We start from the raw sequence: 19,018 nt of genomic DNA, 5'->3' as shown, positions 1-19,018 counted from the left end.
TTGCCGGTTGATGAGGGGAACCATCTTGTACGCACAGGGCGAAGTCATCAAAGATACCGTCTGAAATTGCATTGAGAACAAGTCGCCGATGGAAGAGGAGAACAGATGCCTTCGGAGAAGCAGATCGCCGCAAACCGATCGAACTCAAAAAAGAGCACGGGCCCAAAAACGCAGATTGGAAAGGCCCGGTCTCGTCAGAATGCATGGAAGCATGGCCTGACAGCTGAGGAAATCGTGATCCGCGGCGAGACACCAGACGATTTTAACGTCTTCCGCGACGGCCTCATGGCTGACTTCGACCCACAAGGCACCATGGAATGCGAGTTAGTGGACCGCTTGGCTGGCTTACTTTGGCGTCTACGCCGAGTTCCATCTGTCGAAGCACAAGTGATGAGTGGCATTCTCGGCCGAATATTCATGAATTGGGATATCTCGTCCTTCACGGATCAAGAGCTAGACCAACTTGAGGAACTTGCAATCAAGGCTGAGGACGCACCGTCCCGCGAGAGCGCGCAGGGCCAGCCTTTTGGAATTGCAGATAATTCTGAGACGCGCCTTGAAGCCAGACGGCGCAGGGCAAACGAGATGCTCAGTGTTGTGACGCGACACGAAACGGGGTTGATGAATGCGGTAATGAAAACCCTGAGCTTGCTTCATGGGCTTCAATCCGCACGGCTAGCTAAGACACAAGCAACACGAACGATCGAGGGGCAATAAACCGCTATTGCGCTGCAGCAATTGGGTTCGTTTTGCAATATTCCCCCTCACCCACGACGTCTGACACAGCCTTCGCGGTAGGCACCTCAGAGGCTTGAAGTTCTCAGACGCACGCCTGGCCCCCTTCCTCCTTCTGCCGAGATGAATTCGATCCCCGCTGCCTCAAGGGCCGTCTGGATTTTCCAGTTCGTTCGAGCCGCCCCTGATAATTCGTCCGCGAGTTCGATCCTCTTAACCGTCCTGACTCCGATCCCCGCCAAATCCGCGAGTTGACCCTGACTCAATCCTAGCAAGGCTCGCGCGGCCCGGATCTGAGCTGGGACTAGCATGAGTTGACACATCGTGCCATATATGGCACTTTATGTGCCGATAGTGGCGCATATGGAGCCGAAACGATGAGCAATCACCAAATCTCTCTTGAGACGACCAAATATTGCCAGCTGAAAGACCGGCTGTTGAACGACTATCCCTCTCTGGACGACGATACCCTGGCAGACACGCTCGAGGGAATCACCGACTTAAATGAGATGATAGCTGCCGTAATCCGCTCCGCGCTAGTGGATGAAGCACTTCAAAGCGGTTTGCGGCAAAGACTTGATGAAATGAAAGAGCGCCTGTCGCGCCTGAAGGAGCGTTCCCAAAAGAAGCGCCAACTTTGCCTCGAGGCCATGACGGAAGTCGGGCTCAACAAGTTGGAGCAACCCGACTTCACCGTTTCATCCAGAGCCGGCCTTCCCGGCCTTGTGGTCGTCGACGAAGCTGTGATTCCAGAAACCTATTGGGTGCCACAGGACCCAAAGCTCGACCGCCAGTCTCTCCTCGCAGATCTGAAGCGCTCCACCGACGTGCCAGGTGCTCAGCTAGGCAATCCACGGCCCGTTCTGTCAGTGAGGACAAGATGATGGCATTTTCAGCAAGCCAAGCCCGTCAGCTGAAAGCCAAGCTTGCCGCGGATCACGTCAAGTCACGCACCGAGAACGGTGCCACATTGAATTACATTGAAGGCTGGCATGCCATTTCAGAAGCCAACAGGATCTTCGGCTATGACGCTTGGGACCGTCATACGGTCTCCAGTCGCTGCGTGTGGACCGGAAGTAGCGGTCGCTACTACATGGCCGCCTATACGGCGAAGGTACGCATTTCAGTCCGGGCCGGCGATATCGTCATCGTAAGGGAAGGCTCAGGGTCCGGCGAGTCCAGGGCGGTAAGCCCGGGACAAGCTCACGAGATTGCCCTGAAGTCTGCCGAGACCGATGCAACAAAACGCGCGCTCGCCACGTTCGGCAATCCTTTTGGTCTTGCACTTTACGACCCTGCGCAAAGTGGAGTCCGTCCGTCTAAGAAGGACGCCGACGAAACCTCGCGCTCTTGGTGTCTTAGGTCAGCCAACGCAAATCCGACTTCCACCTTCGAGACGCCAACCGATTTTGCCAAGGCTCTCAAAGAAGCGATGGGCGCAGCTCCCACCATCGAGGCTCTTTTCGAGGTGTGGGAACAGAACCTCGAAGCGGTCCGGGCGTCAATAAGGTAACGAGGCAAGCCGACCAGGACCAGTCCAGCGTGACCGCTGACCTGATTGCCCACCTCAAACGCTGCGCTGTAACGATCGCGGCACCAAATCGGGACAATGGCCGGGCAGCTGAAACCGAAGACCATGGGGGCGAAAGTGCCCCAGATTCCAAGAGCGCAGATGGCGCGCGGCAGCCCGTGGACAAGAGCGTTCTGACGATCAGCGAACCCAAACGCATCCGAAGCAAACAGCATCTCAAATTCGTGGCAAGCCAACCTTGCATCATCTGTGGCCGCAAGCCTCCCATGCCCACCATCTCCGTCATGCGCAATCACGGGGCCTCAGCTTGAAGGTCAGCGATGAGTTCACCGTGCCCCTTTGCGCAATCCATCACACGGATGTCCACCGAGTGGGCAAAGAAGAAACCTGGTGGCGAGACCGCGACATGGACCCTCTCACCATCGCCCGAGACCTATGGGAACAAAGTCGAGGAGCCGCTTCAGAAGAAGAGGCGCCCAAGGGCTCGACGGCCCCATTGCCCTGTCAACGCGGCTGAGCGGCCAACTTGCAGACCAAAAGTGCTCAGGCGAACAGCGTCCTGAGCGCGAGCTGGTAAAGCGGCTTCTTACCGACGCCGCTCTCATTACCCATCATGTATTCGATGCAGTCGCAGCACAGATCGGTGTCTCTCGCGCCCGCCCGAAGCATGCGATCGAAAAGGGCCGGCTTCTCAATGAGCTTGCGTAAGTAGTAGTTCCCTCGAAAGTGGGCGGTGAACTGGCGGCGGAAGGTGCGTTCATAGGCGACAAGGGCCTGCGCCCTGCCCTCATGGCTCTTCGGGGCGCGGGCGAGTCGTCGTCCCAACTGGAGACCTGCCTCCATGCCGTAGAAGATGCCTTCGCCCGTCAGCGGATTGATCATCGAGGCGGCATCCCCGATGAGCGCCGCGCTGACGTCCGGGTAAGCAAGCGGCGGCATCTGGGAGGCGAGCGGCAGGATCTGGGAATGACGGGTGGTGTCGTCATAGGCGAAGTTGTGGGGGAGCAAACCTTTGTAGGTCTCAAGGATCTCCCGCAAATGGCGCCCATGGGCCTTATAGGTAGGCGTGTCGCAGACAAAGCCCACGTTCACGGTGCCGGCGCCCGTCGCGAAGTTCCAGGCATAGCCTGGGATCGGCAATTCTTGTTCAACATTCAGTTCTTGGCGGGCGGGGAACTCCGGCTCAGTGCGCGCAAGAATACGCATCGAAACCGAAACATGCTTCTCGTGATTGAAGGGCTGACCCAACAGCCGCCGCACCCGTGATGTCGCCCCATCGGCGCCAATCAACACGTCCGCTGTAATCGAGCGAGTTTCGCTGTTGTCAGTGGCCTCCAAGTCGAGCCGCCACTTGCCATTGACGTAGTCGGCCGCCTCCAAGCTCCAGCCGGTCATGTCGGCACAACCCCGTTGGACGGCAGCGGCAACCAGCGCGTGATCGAACTCCGTGCGCCGGATGACATAGCCAAGCGGCGATTGGCCGCTAATCTCATTGTCGTTGAGGGTCATACGGCCGCCGAACGGGCTCGTCATCACCATCTGCGTGACACGGCGGTGTCCAACCAGGATGTGCCTTAGCTCGAGTGCATCGAGGATAGCGATGATCCCCGGCCCGATCCCGTCGCCGCAGATTTTGTCTCGCGGAAATCGCGCCCGGTCGATGAGGGCGACGCTCGACGCGCCTTCGAGCAAAAGCGCATTGGCGCACGCCGACCCCGCGGGTCCTGCTCCAATAATCGCAAAATCGTGCTGCACGGCTGACACTTGGGCGGAACCCAAACTGATACTCATGCTCCATGATTCTATCAGACCATAATTGGCTTTGCGGCAGGGCCCGGTCAAGTTTGGCCGCCTGTTACACGAGCGCTGTACTTGGGTGATGGCTCCCAACAGCCCTGGACTCAAAGAGGACTGTCCCTTCCGTGACGACCGCATAGGCGTCCACGACGGCCTTGGGAGCACGGGACGCCCCACGAAGCGACAGCTAAGGTCAATGTCGACCGGTGAACATCCGCGCTGTCTTTTCACCGTCTTGGCCCACACCGGTGGCATCACTCTGTGATTGAGCGGGACTCTCAGATGAATGCACAGCGGATTTCGTCTCTGGTTGACCCGCCCGATAAACGTTGACGGCGAGCGCCACATAGAGCGCGGCCAGCCCCGTCAGTGCCATCAACCATGCCTGCCACATGCCCCACGCAAAGGCGATGATCGCAAAGAATGCAGCCATGTGCGCCAGGGCGAAGCGCTGGGTCCCGCGCGACGCCGCCAAGGCTAATACAGCTATCGGCTGGGAGGAGATACTTTTCGGATCAGAACATCTCGTTATCGACGACATTCTTAAAGCCCATGCAAATCCATCAACGGAGCGCGAACTGCGGAGCGTCCAACAAGAACTTCAACGCACGTTGTCCAAACTCGCCGCGATCGAGCAAAGCACGGCCTTGGCGTTTCGGCCAAGCATGCAGTCAGATGGCATCGAGGATGCCCTTTGCGCGGGCCTTGGCCAAGGGATTTCGCCCTTGATTTAGAGTCGACAGAGACCTCACCCTCCTAAATGCCGAATTGGACCACCTCCCGCCCTGAACACATAATCTAGACCAGAACTCAGGTGGCTAGAGAGGGCCAAGCGGACTGCGCGACGTTGGGACGGTGCGGCGCCACTCGCACATGTTCCCCCATACGAGAGAATGGATGGCAGAGCTCTTTGAGCATCCCACGACACGAACCCGTAGCTGCCCAAGCTGCGGCCGTCCCATGCCGCCGAACTTCCTCCGCCACATGTCGGCGGCCAGATCCATCGTGCCGACCGTACGGCGCACTCCTCTATCCCGTCCGCAAGAAACACCTCAACCTCCTGCAACGGCCCCGAGCAATCCTCATCCGAATAGCCCTTGCGTGCCAACAAAACCTCCCTCACAGCTAACCCCATACTGGTCCACTTTTCGGGGGCCAAGACAGGAGCAAGTCAGTTATGCGACACCGTCAATGCGAAGCGCTGACGCCGTGCATTGACCTGTGAGGGCACGCGCCATGGTCATCTCCTACACCGGCTCTGGGGAAGTACTCGATATTGTCAGACGTCTCGGTCGGACTGAAGACGTTAAATTCTCGCCAAGTTATAGGCAGTTTGCAGTCGCGGGATTTTCTGAGAACAAGGTTGTATTGTTTGATATCTCGATCACATCCACATCGTCCGGCAAGAAGCTAGAGCTGCTGAGAGCAAACGAGATCTTCTCACCGAGCTTCAACCTTCCCCATGGGCTGGATTTTATCGATGACAGATCGCTCATTGTAGCCAATCGAAACGGTATGGCCTGCATATTGCGCCTGCCAGATCTTGCCGATGGTGTCAGCTACCACGAAATAGTGCCGAGCGCGACAATCGCCGACCAAGATCTCATCCACTCGCCAGGCTCGGTATCAGTCACAAGGTCTGCCGAGGACCTCTACGAGATCCTGATGTGCGACAATTTTGGACACACAATAACAAGACACATATTGAATGCAGACAGAGGCTTCTCCGTGGAAGAGAGTGGCCTGCTCCTACACAAGCATCTCGATATTCCGGACGGCATATGTGTCAGCAGCGACCGGAAGTGGGTTGGCGTTAGTAATCACAACCGGCACTGCGTTGCCATGTATTTCAATGACGGCTCATTGGATGTGTCTGCAGATCCTCGGGGCCTTTTAAGGGGTGTGTACTACCCTCATGGTGTCCGCTTTACCGCCGATGGCAAATTCGTTCTCGTGGCCGATGCGGGCGCTCCCTTTGTTCGTATCTACAAGAGCCACGACGGAAGCTGGCGGGGCATTCACTATCCCGTCTCGTCATATCGTGTGATGAGTGATGAGACCTTTCTGCAAGGGCGTCGCAATCCACAAGAAGGGGGTCCAAAAGGTATCGATATTCACGAGAGCGCACATGTCGCCGTGACAACGAGCGAATTACAGCCATTGGCATTTTTTGACCTGCCAGAGATGCTTAGCCCTACGGCGGGTAGGGGCCACTGTTACGAACAGCAAAGTGAGTTGGCGTTGACGTGCGAGCTAGATCTCGCTGACCAGGCCGCGACGCATATGCGGCAAGCGGAGGCGGGGGCCAAGCAAGCGGAGGCTCGCGCAAAGCAAGCGGAGACGCGGGCCAAGCAAGCGGAGTTGCGGGCAGGAAAGGCGGAGACGCGAGTCGCGGTTCACACCAAAAAAGCAGAGGGTCAGATGGCTGCAATGAAACGTAGTCGATCTTGGCGGATCACTGCGCCGCTTCGCTGGGCGTCGTCTTGCATCATCCGATCAAGTCGCAGCTAGGTGGTCCCAATTGCTCACTTCATCATGGGAAGCATCAAGTGGGTCGACTCGTCGCGCAGATGGGAGACAGTCGATCGTTGGGGCCTTCACTAGGTACGGTCGCTAGATGTTGCGTCGTTTGAGAAGATCGCGTCCCAAGATTCTGTTTGTTGTTCACGCTTGGGGCGGCGGCACGATCCGCTTTGCACGCGAGTTGGCGGACTTGGTGGGCGACAGCGTCGACGTAACCTGGGCATGGGGGGTCGAAAACAAGTCGCTTCATCTATCGGACCGTGGGCCCTACTTCGCCGAGCGAAGCTATGACTTGGCCGCCGGCCTCGCCGCCCCGTTACACGACCTTGAGGCAAGCGGATTTGACCGCCTAAACGTCATTCAAACGATCGGCTTGCAGCAGCACATCTCGGCGCTCGTGGACGGTCTCAATGTCCCCTACGACGTTACCTTTACCGACTACCACCATTTCTCTCCAACCCCGCATTTCGAGGACGCGCAAGGCTACTTTGTGGGGGACGAGGCCCTCGCCAAAATGCACGACGCCGGCCGTCTGAGTACGCCGCCTCTTGTCGCGAAGGCCGACAGGCGCATCGCAATATCTCGTGATCTCGCGTATCGGACGCAGCGATTAATGCCGACGTTACCGGTGATCGCGGCGCATGTTCAGGAGCCTCAGAGGCGTCAGGCTCCAATACGAGTTGCGCCGCTATACAAGGGTCAGCCCATGCGCGTTCTCGTCTTAGGCCGACCGCATTACTCCAAAGGACTCAGCATCATTCTAGATGTGGCAAATCGGGCTCATTGCGAGGCTCTTCCTATCGAGATCCTTTGCCTTGGCGAGACCAATGGAAAGGTGGAAGCCGCGCTGAATGCCACGCAAAACATCACGTATCTCGGTGCATACAAAGATTCGGATCTCTCTGACATTGTTGGCAGGATTGATCCCCACATGGCGTGGTTCCCATTCACGGTACCGGAAACACACAGCTACGCCCTTTCGGACGTGCTTTCCCTAGGCTTACCCGTTCTGGCGACAGCGATAGGCGCCGTCTCCGAGCGCGTTGCCGGGAGGCCATCAACTTGGCTCGTACCGTACGGCCCCGTCTGTGCTGACGACCACTTTGACTGGATCAAGAGGCTTTACGCTGGTGGCTTGGCCTACCCGGCATCGTGGCAAGCGGTTAGTCATCTTCCAGAGCCTGATGTTCACTTCTATCCAGATATTTACCTTGAACCGGTCCTTCCCCGACGAAAGTCCTCTATAGACTGGATGCGTCGGCAATTCGCGCGGTAGTTAAAAAGCAACCTGACCAGACTCGATGGACCTCTCAGAAAACAGACCGAGACAGACAACGACATGAAGATACTTGTAACCGGCGCCGCCGGATTCATCGGGTTCCATACAGCGCGCGCGCTGCTCGACCGCGGCGAAGAGGTCGTCGGTCTCGACAACATGAACCCTTATTACGACGTGAAGCTAAAAGAGGCCCGGCTTGCTGGGCTCACCGGCTATCCCGGCTTTTCATTTGTGCGGGGCGATCTCATCGAGAAGCCAACGGTTGATGAATTGTTCGCCGCTCACGAGCCTGAGCGGGTGATCCATCTGGCCGCGCAAGCGGGTGTGCGCTATTCGCTCAGCCACCCTGAGGATTACGTCCAATCTAACATTGTTGGCTTTCTAAACGTCCTTGAGGCCTGCCGCTACCATGCGACGAAGCACCTAGTATTTGCCTCGTCGAGCTCTGTTTACGGTGCCAACACGCGCGTGCCGTTCAGCATCCACGACAATGTTGACCATCCAGTCAGCCTTTATGCTGCGAGCAAGAAGTCGAACGAGCTCATGGCGCATGTCTATGCCCACCTCTATCGAGTGCCCACGACGGGACTGCGCTTTTTTACTGTCTACGGCCCCTGGGGTAGACCGGATATGGCTCTTTTCAAGTTTGTAAAGCGGATTCTCGCGGACGAGCCGATTGACGTCTACAATCAAGGCAACCACGCTCGCGACTTCACTTACATTGACGACATCGTCAAGTCAGTCGTGCGTATTACCGACCTTGTGCCACGACCAAACGTGGACTGGTCTGGTTATGCTCCAGACCCGGGAACGTCGGCAGCGCCTTACAGGCTGTACAACATCGGCAATCATAGCCCTGTGGAACTGATGGACTTTATCGCGGCGATTGAAAAAGCTTTAGGGCGCGAGGCTAAGAAAAACTTTCTTCCGCTTCAACCAGGCGACATCCCAAGGACCTATGCCGACGTAGATGAGCTAGTGCGCGACATTGGCTTTGAGCCCAGCACCCCTCTTGAAGCGGGTATAAAGAGCTTTATTGACTGGTACCGTGGGTATTACCGCGAGTAAAGTCTACGCTGTACGTTCTAGTTGCGCTATTTTCCGGCGTGTGGTTGAAATAATCGATGGCATCCACCGATATCGCTCGCGCGGCGACTCATTGGAATCGGATCACATCCGCAAGCCGTCCTCCCCGTACTCGTTGGTGGGAATCCGATGCGATTGTAAGCCACATCAACCGTCGCGTCTGCGGCGAAGCTATACCCGGGCTATCAGCAGGATTTCATAAACTCATTGCAGCTTATGCAACGTGCCATGGAGCAATACGAAGCGCCATTTCAGTCGGGTGCGGCGCCGGGCAAAAAGAGCTCTCTCTCTACTACAAGCCGGACTAGTCGAGCATTTCACCCTCATTGAGATCGCCGACGAACGCATAAATGCTGGTCGGGCTCGGGCCCAGCAGCTTGGCGTGAGTGAGCGCGCGACCTTCATTCCAACCTCAAAATACCTCTCGATTTCGGATCAGTATGGCCTCGTCTATTGGAATAACTCCCTTCACCATATGCCTGACTGTACAGCCGCCGTCGAATGGTCGGCGGAGCGCCTAGCTTGCAACGGCCTGTTCGCGATGGACGATTTCATCGGCCCCTCGCGTTTTCAGTGGACTGAGAGAATGCTCGACTACTGCAACACGTTTCGGCGCAACCTCCCATCAGAGGTACTCGCCGGCGCCAAACCCGTGACGCGACCGACGATTGAGCGCATGCTTGATGTTGACCCGTCCGAGGCGGCCGACAGCAGTTCGATCGTGCCCGCTTTGAAGTCTGTTTTCCCACGCGTAGATATTGCGTTCACGGGAGGGACGATCTACCACCTAGCTCTGAACGATATCCTCGCCAAAATTCAAGACGAGAGCCAGGAATTGAAGGCTGCGTTGATGATTGATGATGCACTGTCTTTGATGGGCGAAAACCACTATGCGGTCGCTTTATCCGTTCAGTAGGCCTCGACGGGAGTGGCCCACCTCTGTCCTCAGTGAGCCAACTGGACACAGTGGATCAACTTGGCTTTCAATAATTGCAGCATCTGCATCACGGCCGCCGCCATGTCACGGCAACGCTGCAGCTCTCGCGCACGACCAAACCTCAGTTGCAGAGCCTCAATTCGCTCTTACCGAACACAAAAACAGTAGAGCTATTGAGAGTGGTCCACTGATCGCTCGGTACGTTGGCTCTCCTCAGCGTCTCAGCATCAAAGCAACGATCGATCCGATGGCGCTCAAGATCACCCGGAAAGATCATTCCTAATGTTGCTTCAAGGTTGGACCGTCCAATTCTGCGTACATGATCGGACTGCCCAAACCGCGCGATAGCTTCGCGTTCGGACAGGTTGCCAAGGTCCTCCTCATAGAACCCCGATAGAATTGGCAGGCTAAAAATATGATGGCCTCCCGGCCTTAGGGCCCTGTGCAAAAAAAACAAGACGGCCGTATAGTTACAAGGGAGATGCTCAAGTACGTGACTATGCAGTATCAGGTCGTAGTGGCTGTGCGGTAGCGACTCGGCATCGCAACAAAGGTTTAGTGCCCTTACCTCGCAGAAAGGAAACAACTCGGGGTGGAGATCGGCGGCTTCGTAGCCTGCTCCAACCTTATCGTGGAGCAATTTTGCCAACGACCGCTCCGGTGCAATATGGAGGATCGAGTCCCCATTGTGGGGCAACCCCAGCTGATCTAGGTGAAGCTTCAGGATACGAGTCCGCTCGAGGGAACCGCAGCCGAGACATCGAACATTCTCTCGTGATCCTTGATTCCCCCAGCGCTTCTCGCCGCATATGTTGCAAGGTCCTATACTGGACTTAGTCATGAGTTCCTCAACGATATAGCACATAGGGATGTGCGCTACTGAACTTACCGCAAAAGGCTAGTACGGTTGCGTTGATCCTAGGTCGGTCACAAAGTCCGCTATTCCTTGTCTGAGCAACCTTGGCTTCCAGTTTGGCAACGCATCCCTGAGGTGCGCAGTGCACAGAACGTTTCGATGGAGCAACGGTGCAGGCGCCTCACGATGTGAGACTTTCAACACTCCGAAGTGATCCTGCAAGAGTTTGGCTACTTCATTCACCGTTGAGCCAATCCCGCTCCCAATGTTGTAAGTCTCTGGCTCTGTTGCGGGCCTTTCCGCGAGATCGACAACAGCCTTAACTACATCGTCGATGTAAATAAAATCCCGAATACATTCGCCATCGCCCCAGATTTCAAGCGGCTTGCCGCATAGTATCCGATGTACGAAATGATCGACGACTCCCTGTGCGTGGGCCGGAGGATTTTTGTTGCCATATGGATTGGAGATGCGGACAATAAGAGAGCCAATTCGCCTTTCCAGGCAGTAAAATTTGAGTGTTGTTTCTCCTAATACTTTTCCCAGTGCGTAGACGGAGCGAGGCTCCAAGGGATCCGTCTCCCTATGTAGAGTTTCGTCGGTATCCGAATCGCCATAGACTGTCCCTCCGGACGACGGAAAAACTATCTTGCGCACACCATGATCTGCAGCGCTATCCACTAACTTGACGATGTAGTGGGTGTTAGCCTTCAATTCATCTTGAAGGCTCTTCAGCCCACTGCTCGGTACGCTGGTGCCGATGAAGTTGTAGACGACGTCAACATCGTTCAGCGCATGGTGTAAGCAATCTGAGGACAGCGCGTCAGAATGAACATGGTCTGCAGATCCTGTTGGCACGACAGGACTAGTATCCATGGTTCTGACGTGCTGGTGGCGCCGCGACAGCTCCCTGGTCAGGGACCGTCCTAGAAATCCACACGCGCCGATGACAAGAGACCGCATCGTCATTATGCCTGTAAGGTGTAGGCGTAGCCACGATGTTTCGCTGTCCCCAGCCGAATCCGATCGTTCAAAAGACGCTCCATCCGAGGTTCAGTAGCCAACACTGTGAGCCCTAGGTTTCTCAAGTCCTGCGCCCACCTTGGGCCTTCATATATTGCCGCGCCCGTGGCGGAGCTAGCCGACGTCACAAAGAGCATACGGATTTTGCTAAGATAATTTCCGACAAGACTCCAATTGACCTTGCCAGTCCCGACCTCCATCAAAATACAGTCAAATTGATCAGTCCAAGGATCAATATCCTCGAGCCGATCGAAAGTCGCCATTCCGGGTCTAACAAAGCCTCTGTCTAATCCGGCTTCCGATATGAGGGCGCGCCGTTCACCCAGTCGGGTATCGGACGCAAGCAGCCAAAGTCGCCTCAGCGCGCTTGAACTCCCGCATCCACGGCACCTTTGGATCGCATCGTCGGAAAAGGAGTTTGTCTGACTACATATTGAACATTCCGTCACTACTTCGGACTCACGGGCGCGTTCGTATTCTTGTAGCTGCTCAAGCGACAAGGGGTGATAAATGGAAACGGAGGGATCAAACCCCTCCAAGGGCGGCCGGGTTGTCGAATGCAAGCTTCTCACGAACGGCATATCTCCTAGGTCCCAACCTTCGGCTTCAAGGAAATAGGATAGCTCGACGTCCATGTAATTGTGCGGAACTGCCGGATTGAACGCTTCCTCCAGATCTATGGCCTCAGCACGTAGGACATAGAATCCACCTTGGATGTGGTAGAAATTCTCGTTCAGGCGAGAGCGGACATAGTCCTGCCTACGAAATTTCGGGAACTTTTCCAGAGATCGGTAGCCATGGCCATCTAGGTAATGATTGCTCCGTATAACATGTCCTGCAATACCGACCTGCGGATGGGACTCCATGTAGTCAATGCATAACCGATCCCATCCCTTCGCCAATGGGTAGCACTCTCGAGCACAAACGTAGACAATGAATTCCTCATTGACCAACCGCATCCCCAAATTTGAACCGCCCCCACAGAACCTATTTTCGTTCAATTGGATATATGTTGTGTCTTGGAACTCAGCCAACTTGCTTCGGATTTTGGAGCGGGCATCCGCCGATGAGTTGTTATCAACAACGGTGAGCGCATGGGGAAGTTCACTCAATTGCTGCACCCGATCGATTACCGCGCAGGCTTCGTTGGGTTGTTCGTGCGTTACCAGCAGCACATGATATTTGTTGTGGTCACTCATTGGCCGCGCACCAGGTCTGAAGAAGCTTGTCGGCCACTATGTTAGGCATGAACTCTCGTTCCACCTTCTCGCGCGCTTGAAGCCGAATCGTACGCACATCTCCTTTTGGAAGAGCAACAAGCGCCGGAGTGCCATTGCAAAGGACTGGGGGTTTCCTGGCTCGCACAAGAAGCCCGTACGCCCGTCCTCAACCAAGTCAGGAATAGACGATATGTTCGAGCTGACCAAAACACATCCCCGCGCTGCCGCATCTATCAGCACCGACGGCAGCCCATCCATATCGCCATTCTCAGCTTGAACACATGGAAGGAGCAAGATTCCTGCCCTGTCATATAGGGGCAGAAGAGCGTCTGATTTTACCGGGCCAACGCGAAGCTGAAGGTTGGGTAGCGGCTCCGACAATCGCGTCACTTCCTCCTCGAGCGGGCCAAACCCATAAAGAGAAAACCGCAACGGCATCCCCGAACACTGGCGAGCAATCTCGACAAAGTCCCTTAGGCCCTTCTTCTCGACGAAGCGGGTGATTAACAAAATTTCTTCTACCGGTCGGTCTAAATCTGGCGTGCCCACATTGAGCCAGCCTGGGTCGATCGCCGTCCTATTTATGATAATGCGGTCGGCGGGGATCCCCTTTTTTAAGAAGTAGCCCTTGTGGAAACTCCCCGGAGCGAACACTGCCAGGCATTGTGGCGAACGCCCCATGGCACCCAGCTGCGATCGTTCTCGGTTGGCGACATGAAATATATCAACGCCGTGGGCGGAGAACGAGAACGGAATCCCCAAATACTCCGCAGCCGGCCACGTTAGTAATGTAGTATTAGGGTAGGCAAAGTGCCCATGAAGAATATTTCGTGAGTGCGCTGCCGATAAACCTGCGAGCTCCTCCCATGAATCTATTTTGAAACTGGGAACATCCGGAAAAGGCATAATAGCGGGCTCTGCCTGCGTCTTGTAGTAGACGCAAACATCTATCCCCTTCTCTCGGAGGTATGCGATCTCTCGATGTACAAACGCCTGGGACGGCGCAGGATAATCCCATTGAACATAACCAATTCTCAACTCTGAACGCTCGCGGGGATAATGATGTGGGCGCTCATCATCAATATCTCCGAGTTTACGCAAACCTCTTTCGATCAGGGCCTCGTCAAGCTGCACTAAGCTTCCGCGCTTCTTGAGACTCGACAATACATTCCTACCGATGCCTTGGCCTTCTAAACTGGGGGGCAACGCACTCTTGCGCAACAATACTCCCGTCATACTGTGAGGCTGGTCGTCTTTACTTAGGAATTTAGGCGCTACAGAACTCGGTTTCGGCGTCAGGGCTGCCCCGGTATCGCAACACCTCGCTGCGCAAAGTACTCCCGCGACAGATCGAGGCGATCGGCCTATTAGCTCCTTACAAGCCTCCAGGAATCGGGGACGGAGGTCCGTCATTTCATCAATGAAGATGGCCCACTCCCCGCGCACCATCCGAAGGCCCAAGCTAAACAGGTCGTTATCGCTTCTGGCGCTAAACACGGATACCGTCTGAATTCGGGAGTCGTTCTGGGCATCTGCAGTATGAGCGAGGGGGCACTCGCCCCCTTCCACCACTATGAGTTCCCAATCTTGATAAGTCTGACTCAATACGGAATTGACGGCCCGGATCCCGCGGCCTTTGTTCGTTGCACATAGTATTATCGAAAAATACGGCTGAGCTGCGACGTAACTGATCGCTCGCTTTTTGCTTGCGATTGCGCGCCACTCACGCAAAGTCTTTAGTAATCGCACAGCGCGCATAACTTTTATTCTGCGGCCTCTAAACTAATCCGTGCCTGGCTCGGCTATTCACAAGACGCTAGATAATCATCTAGCAGCGCCTGCCAGTTACACCCGTCGGATGGCTCACTTCTTCCAGTGGGATTCAATCGGCGATGGCGCGCGCGAATTATTTCCTGGACGTTTTCTAATTCCGCTCCTTGGTATTGAGTCAGCGTAATTCGTTCTCCCCCGTCGCCACAGTAGTAAATTACACCCATGAATGGGGCATAGGCCGTTCTATTCTTGGCCGTAAGCGACAATATGAAGTCCCAATCCACGAGCCTCTTAAGATCCTCATCAAAATAATCGTGCGCCCCGACGGCATCGGTGCGATGCCCGAAAGCGTTTAGGTCAATGTAGTTGCCCTCGAGGCACAGCAACCAGTCAAACTCCCTGCCTCTAATGAACCTTCGTTCGTCAGAATCGTCGCGAGCATCGAGCGCAGAGTAGGCACAAGACAGGTTACAAGCATTCATATATGTAATCATGGCATGAAGAAAATTCTCGTGCCACCTGTTGTCGCTATCGAGGTAAAATACATAGTCTCCGGTAGACATACTTAATCCACGATTGCGAGCCATGGAGACGCCGCCGTTATCTTGTCTCAAGTAGCGCACACGATCGTCGCATAAATATTTTGAAACAACGTTGGACGTATCATCTGTACTTCCATCATCAATTATCAGAAGTTCCCAATTTGAATGAGTCTGCTTGAGGACTGAATCAATTGCGCTTGTGCAACAAAACCCTCGATTGTACGTGGGCATGACAATGGAGGCTTTGAGCGCTTCAAAGTGGTCTGAAAGGGGTGCGTATATTTTCTCTAGCCTCCCGAGGAAGGCAGATTCGTCATTCGCGTTCCACCCTTGTCTTTTCGCGCGGCGCACTGCCTCTTGCTGCTTCTTGTTGCTTTTTAGCACTCCCTCCAATGGCGAGCGACTTAGTGCCTTGAAGAACTCACCGAGCCGGCGCACAGGCGATGTGACCTTCCACGATGTCGACGCGTAAAGTGACGTCAATTCGGCTTCGAGGCTATAAATCCGTGCTCGCTGGTTCTCTGGTCTCCCGAGGACGGCAAACTCGCCATTCACCTTCGAACTTGGTCCCATCGCAGGGCGCATTGCCGATTGGTGCTTCGTGTGATCTTTTACCACTTCATCCAATGCCGAGCGCTCGGCGCTTCGAAGAACACACCGAGCCGGCGCAAAGGCGATGTGACCTTCCATGATGTCGACGCGTAAACTGACCTTAATTCGGCTTCGAGGCTATAAATCCGTGCTCGTTGGGACTCGAGCGCTACGTGGTCTCTGATATCGGATCCCTCTTCATGCATGGAACAAGTGCCTCTCGTCTTTTCGGACCCAATACTATGGCTGCCGTTTGGTCTGCCAAAAGTGACCGCTGCATGCAAGACAATCGCTGACGCTTCGAACCCTCCGGGATTCAAATCGCCATTCCAACACGTCGTAAAGCACTTCTACGGGAAATTGCAACGTTGAGCTTATACTCCTGGCTAAAGCGCCGCACGCCGTCTGCGCTTAAGGCATTCATCCGTCAGATTATCCCCCTGCGCCCTAACCCAAAGATCCTGCCCAAGGGGGCGACCATCCAATCGCTAACTTTGGCCAAGACAATAGGTGAGTTGGAAAGCGTTGAGCAAGGACGCTGCAAGGGCTGGGCCGTCCATCCCTCTGACCCGAACAGGCCAGTCACCGTTGATATCGTCGTTTGCGGGATCATCGTGGCGACCCAGGCTGCCGAGAAAAAAAGGCCTGACATAGCGAAGATCTTAGGCAGCGACGGCCGGCATGGTTTCGCCGTCAAGCTTCCGCCGGGATTAGATAGCTCACCGACAAGCGATATCGTTGCCCGGTGCCACGAGACGGGCTTTCCCCTCGCCCTGACACACCATAATCCGCGCGAACTTACCTATAAGCTGACGGACGCATTTGATGATCGGATACCAGCAGGCTCGTCGCTCCATCTATATTCGCGGCGAAAGGCGCCGACCCCAACTGTCTGTATCATCATCATCAACCGAAATGGCGCCGACGACCTCGAACGGCTATTTGCTTCATTTTCATTGTACAACTCCTACCGGGCTTATGAGTTCGTGGTAGTGGACCACAACTCTCACGATTCCAGTATTGCCGTCTGCAGAAAGTGGAAACGCACACTCAATATACGTGTAGAAAAAAGAGACAAGAATTATTCATTTTCTGAAAGCAATAACTTTGCTGCGCGTGACTCCGCTGCTGACTTAATTCTATTTCTCAATAATGATATTGTTTTTTGCCAAGACATCCTGCCAAGCATGGCCTCTTACCTCGACGATCAACGAATTGGGGCTCTTGGCGTTCGACTTCTATCCCCTCCAGAGGAGTTGGGCGAATTCTATACAAAGCTAAACTGGGCGCAGTATACGCAGCATCTGGGAATCAAATTTTCATTTAACCGAGAAAATCGCCCGTTTTTCTATTACGAAGTGCCTCTCAATGAAATCAGCGCGCCGACGGCGCATAGCGCCTGCTGGGTGCCCGCTGTGACCGCAGCCTGCATGATGATGCGGCGCGATGATTTTGAACGCGCAGGTGGCTATCATGAGGGATACTTTTACGGTTGTGAGGACATCGATCTTTGCCTGTCAGTATTTGGGAAGACCGGGAAGAAGGCGGTCTGCGCCAATGACATCGTAGCTGTTCACCATAAGTCCACTACGCGCGGCAAAGCTTCAGCGAGCGAGCGAGCGCGAATAGCAGAGAATAAGGGCGAGCTAGAACGGCGATTCGGCAAGATCTTGCTGGGGGTACGGCACCACGAGTGGCTCGCCGACAACATCTTCTTTCAGAATGATCGGCCCAAAGTTGCATTTCTCGTGGCGCGGAGTTCCTCGACTCAGCAAGAGCGTATGCAATCCGCTACCCTGGAGCTTGGCCAAGCCCTCCTGTCAGCGGGTTGCAGGGAAGTGGCCTATCTCGAACCTTCCAACTGGGAGCGACACCGTGATGCCGACGTGGTGATCAGTCTTACGCCCGAATTCGATCCCCGACAGCGCTTTTCCGCCTCTCCTTATCAAATCATGATTGCCTGGCCAAATAGCGCCCCAGACAAGTGGTTGCAAATCCCGCGGAACGCCTTCGATGATGTCTGGTGCACCAACAACAGCATGGCCGATGCACTTTCGCACGAGTTATGGTGTAGGCCTCCCGTCTATCAAACTCTGGACATGGCTGGCCGCCTCAAGTCTCTCGGTCGCTGTCTTCGAATTGCAGTTAGCACGCCTTTGGTGCATGTGAAACCAGGTGCACCGGAAGCCTTGGCAGCCCTGCTAGGTCTGGAGATCGTTGATTTTGGCCACCGCGTTCGGCAACCGGCGGATGACGCCATAGAGGGATGCCTAAAGTACGGCGATGACGCGCTTATCGATATCGGCGCGCCGCAACTTTCAAACGAGCAGGCAAAACTATCAGCCGTCTTGCTTCATCTCTACGGCCCCCATGTCTGAAACGGAGATCAGTAACACCCTTCTTCGTTATGAGGCTTTGGTACTCATGCACCCACTAAATCAGTGCACCGCGGCGCTCACTGACCAGAATCTCAAATACCTATTTGACTCCGCCAAAGAGTTTGAGGCCGCTGTTGAGCGCAACTCGCCCCACGACTGGGCGCCTCGCGATCACATCAGATTTCGCGAGAAGCTCTCATTAGTTCTCCGTCCACTTATTGATAGTTGGCATACGGAACAATCAAAATGGGGGGCACAACTGCCTCCAAATCTGCGGACTGATACTTAGAGATAGAGCGTCGAGCGGGACCGATCGGTCAACAAAAAGGAGTCTGCTTGCGGGTTAGGGTGACAGAGTGCACTCCCTAGCAGACTTAATCGAACTGGCTTCCCAGTATGACCGCTAAGGCCGTCGTCGTATTGCTGCTCAGGTGCTGAACCCAGGCTGGCAGTTCAACGACAAGCGTATCGAGCGACTATGGCGGCAAGAAGAGGGGAAGAAGGGCCAGCCAGGATTGAATTATGGTCCCTGTGTGCGGCGCCTGGAGTACCGCAACCATGTCTGGACCGATGACTTAGTCCATTGCCGAGCCAATGGCGGTAAAGCGTTACAGAGTTTGAACATCGTCGACGAGTTCAGCCGGTATGGCATGGCTCTGGTGGCCTCTTAGTGCCAACGATAGTGGGTATGTCGACATCGAAGTGAATACTACCAGTGGAAAGTTTGCGGCTGATTATGCAACAGAG

17 protein-coding genes are annotated in these 19,018 nt (G+C 55.0%); 9 read left to right on the top strand and 8 right to left on the bottom strand.

Going from position 1 to position 19,018, the window contains the following annotated elements; genetic code table 11:
* Window positions 1-105 precede the first annotated feature (105 nt).
* Window positions 106-717, top strand: a complete 612-nt coding sequence (locus AUC70_RS06620; RefSeq protein WP_069444103.1) for a hypothetical protein — start codon at window positions 106-108, stop codon at window positions 715-717.
* Window positions 718-803: 86 nt separating this feature from the next.
* Here AUC70_RS06620 and AUC70_RS06615 read toward each other — a convergent pair whose 3' ends face one another.
* Window positions 804-1,046: a helix-turn-helix domain-containing protein gene (locus tag AUC70_RS06615; protein WP_069444102.1), complete on the bottom strand. Its 243-nt coding sequence runs from the start codon at window positions 1,044-1,046 to the stop codon at window positions 804-806.
* A gap of 66 nt (window positions 1,047-1,112) precedes the next feature.
* On the opposite strand from AUC70_RS06615, the gene AUC70_RS06610 reads away from it, so the two are divergent.
* Window positions 1,113-1,619, top strand: coding sequence for a siphovirus Gp157 family protein (locus tag AUC70_RS06610; RefSeq protein WP_069444101.1), 507 nt, complete (start codon window positions 1,113-1,115; stop codon window positions 1,617-1,619).
* The gene (locus AUC70_RS06605) at window positions 1,616-2,248 is read left to right on the top strand and encodes a Rad52/Rad22 family DNA repair protein (protein ID WP_069444100.1); all 633 of its coding nucleotides are present in this window, start codon (window positions 1,616-1,618) and stop codon (window positions 2,246-2,248) included. The genes AUC70_RS06610 and AUC70_RS06605 overlap by 4 nt, the downstream gene beginning before the upstream one ends.
* 561 nt (window positions 2,249-2,809) lie before the next feature.
* On the opposite strand, the gene AUC70_RS06600 is transcribed toward AUC70_RS06605, so the two are convergent.
* Both AUC70_RS06600 and AUC70_RS17095 read right to left on the bottom strand, forming a co-directional pair.
* Window positions 2,810-4,057, bottom strand: coding sequence for an NAD(P)/FAD-dependent oxidoreductase (locus AUC70_RS06600; RefSeq protein WP_158007387.1), 1,248 nt, complete (start codon window positions 4,055-4,057; stop codon window positions 2,810-2,812).
* Window positions 4,058-4,256: 199 nt separating this feature from the next.
* Window positions 4,257-4,496, bottom strand: coding sequence for a hypothetical protein (locus tag AUC70_RS17095; RefSeq protein WP_158007386.1), 240 nt, complete (start codon window positions 4,494-4,496; stop codon window positions 4,257-4,259).
* Between AUC70_RS17095 and AUC70_RS06595 the strand changes: the two genes are divergently transcribed.
* The 5 genes from AUC70_RS06595 to AUC70_RS06575 all read left to right on the top strand — a co-directional run bounded on the left by AUC70_RS06595 (window position 4,474) and on the right by AUC70_RS06575 (window position 9,867).
* On the top strand, window positions 4,474-4,797 hold the full coding sequence (locus AUC70_RS06595) for a hypothetical protein (protein WP_141701992.1): 324 nt from the start codon (window positions 4,474-4,476) through the stop codon (window positions 4,795-4,797). The two genes, AUC70_RS17095 and AUC70_RS06595, sit on opposite strands and share 23 nt — an antisense overlap.
* Window positions 4,798-5,299: 502 nt before the next feature.
* Window positions 5,300-6,574, top strand: a complete 1,275-nt coding sequence (locus tag AUC70_RS17370) for a hypothetical protein (RefSeq protein ID WP_069444097.1) — start codon at window positions 5,300-5,302, stop codon at window positions 6,572-6,574.
* A 106-nt stretch (window positions 6,575-6,680) separates the two neighbouring features.
* On the top strand, window positions 6,681-7,862 hold the full coding sequence (locus AUC70_RS06585; protein WP_069444096.1) for a glycosyltransferase family protein: 1,182 nt from the start codon (window positions 6,681-6,683) through the stop codon (window positions 7,860-7,862).
* Between the two features lie 63 nt (window positions 7,863-7,925).
* Window positions 7,926-8,933: an NAD-dependent epimerase gene (locus tag AUC70_RS06580; protein ID WP_069444095.1), complete on the top strand. Its 1,008-nt coding sequence runs from the start codon at window positions 7,926-7,928 to the stop codon at window positions 8,931-8,933.
* A gap of 400 nt (window positions 8,934-9,333) precedes the next feature.
* Complete coding sequence (locus tag AUC70_RS06575) at window positions 9,334-9,867, top strand: hypothetical protein (RefSeq protein ID WP_141701991.1); 534 nt, start codon at window positions 9,334-9,336, stop codon at window positions 9,865-9,867.
* Window positions 9,868-10,009: 142 nt separating this feature from the next.
* On the opposite strand, the gene AUC70_RS18795 is transcribed toward AUC70_RS06575, so the two are convergent.
* The 5 genes from AUC70_RS18795 to AUC70_RS16185 form a co-directional block, all read right to left on the bottom strand.
* A complete protein-coding gene (locus AUC70_RS18795; protein ID WP_425283583.1) occupies window positions 10,010-10,729 on the bottom strand; it encodes a class I SAM-dependent methyltransferase in 720 nt (239 codons plus the stop codon).
* Window positions 10,730-10,786: 57 nt separating this feature from the next.
* Window positions 10,787-11,707 (bottom strand): NAD-dependent epimerase/dehydratase family protein, encoded by a 921-nt coding sequence (locus tag AUC70_RS16190; protein ID WP_158007384.1) that lies wholly within the window; start codon window positions 11,705-11,707, stop codon window positions 10,787-10,789.
* 5 nt (window positions 11,708-11,712) lie between these two features.
* Complete coding sequence (locus tag AUC70_RS06565; RefSeq protein WP_069444092.1) at window positions 11,713-12,966, bottom strand: glycosyltransferase; 1,254 nt, start codon at window positions 12,964-12,966, stop codon at window positions 11,713-11,715.
* 36 nt (window positions 12,967-13,002) lie between these two features.
* On the bottom strand, window positions 13,003-14,223 hold the full coding sequence (locus tag AUC70_RS06560; RefSeq protein WP_158007383.1) for a glycosyltransferase: 1,221 nt from the start codon (window positions 14,221-14,223) through the stop codon (window positions 13,003-13,005).
* 566 nt (window positions 14,224-14,789) lie between these two features.
* Window positions 14,790-15,992, bottom strand: coding sequence for a glycosyltransferase family 2 protein (locus AUC70_RS16185; RefSeq protein ID WP_083241327.1), 1,203 nt, complete (start codon window positions 15,990-15,992; stop codon window positions 14,790-14,792).
* 269 nt (window positions 15,993-16,261) lie between these two features.
* On the opposite strand from AUC70_RS16185, the gene AUC70_RS06550 reads away from it, so the two are divergent.
* Window positions 16,262-18,271: a glycosyltransferase family 2 protein gene (locus AUC70_RS06550; RefSeq protein WP_069444089.1), complete on the top strand. Its 2,010-nt coding sequence runs from the start codon at window positions 16,262-16,264 to the stop codon at window positions 18,269-18,271.
* Window positions 18,272-19,018: the final 747 nt, after the last annotated feature.

Origin of the sequence: Methyloceanibacter stevinii (assembly GCF_001723355.1) — a bacterium.
Classification (GTDB): domain Bacteria; phylum Pseudomonadota; class Alphaproteobacteria; order Rhizobiales; family Methyloligellaceae; genus Methyloceanibacter; species Methyloceanibacter stevinii.
This window is presented reverse-complemented; position numbering and strand designations above follow the sequence as displayed.

What these genes read in the sequence shown, in the direction of transcription:
- AUC70_RS16190 (WP_158007384.1), bottom strand. Translation starts at nt 11,707, where the DNA reads ATGCGGTCTCTTGTCATCGGCGCGTGTGGATTTCTAGGACGGTCCCTG.
- AUC70_RS06600 (WP_158007387.1), bottom strand. Translation starts at nt 4,057, where the DNA reads ATGAGTATCAGTTTGGGTTCCGCCCAAGTGTCAGCCGTGCAGCACGAT.
- AUC70_RS17095 (WP_158007386.1), bottom strand. Translation starts at nt 4,496, where the DNA reads ATGGCTGCATTCTTTGCGATCATCGCCTTTGCGTGGGGCATGTGGCAG.
- AUC70_RS06565 (WP_069444092.1), bottom strand. Translation starts at nt 12,966, where the DNA reads ATGAGTGACCACAACAAATATCATGTGCTGCTGGTAACGCACGAACAA.
- AUC70_RS06620 (WP_069444103.1), top strand. Translation starts at nt 106, where the DNA reads ATGCCTTCGGAGAAGCAGATCGCCGCAAACCGATCGAACTCAAAAAAG.
- AUC70_RS06560 (WP_158007383.1), bottom strand. Translation starts at nt 14,223, where the DNA reads ATGACGGGAGTATTGTTGCGCAAGAGTGCGTTGCCCCCCAGTTTAGAA.
- AUC70_RS18795 (WP_425283583.1), bottom strand. Translation starts at nt 10,729, where the DNA reads ATGACTAAGTCCAGTATAGGACCTTGCAACATATGCGGCGAGAAGCGC.
- AUC70_RS06585 (WP_069444096.1), top strand. Translation starts at nt 6,681, where the DNA reads ATGTTGCGTCGTTTGAGAAGATCGCGTCCCAAGATTCTGTTTGTTGTT.
- AUC70_RS17370 (WP_069444097.1), top strand. Translation starts at nt 5,300, where the DNA reads ATGGTCATCTCCTACACCGGCTCTGGGGAAGTACTCGATATTGTCAGA.
- AUC70_RS16185 (WP_083241327.1), bottom strand. Translation starts at nt 15,992, where the DNA reads ATGGAAGGTCACATCGCCTTTGCGCCGGCTCGGTGTGTTCTTCGAAGC.
- AUC70_RS06610 (WP_069444101.1), top strand. Translation starts at nt 1,113, where the DNA reads ATGAGCAATCACCAAATCTCTCTTGAGACGACCAAATATTGCCAGCTG.
- AUC70_RS06580 (WP_069444095.1), top strand. Translation starts at nt 7,926, where the DNA reads ATGAAGATACTTGTAACCGGCGCCGCCGGATTCATCGGGTTCCATACA.
- AUC70_RS06615 (WP_069444102.1), bottom strand. Translation starts at nt 1,046, where the DNA reads ATGCTAGTCCCAGCTCAGATCCGGGCCGCGCGAGCCTTGCTAGGATTG.
- AUC70_RS06605 (WP_069444100.1), top strand. Translation starts at nt 1,616, where the DNA reads ATGATGGCATTTTCAGCAAGCCAAGCCCGTCAGCTGAAAGCCAAGCTT.
- AUC70_RS06595 (WP_141701992.1), top strand. Translation starts at nt 4,474, where the DNA reads ATGATCGCAAAGAATGCAGCCATGTGCGCCAGGGCGAAGCGCTGGGTC.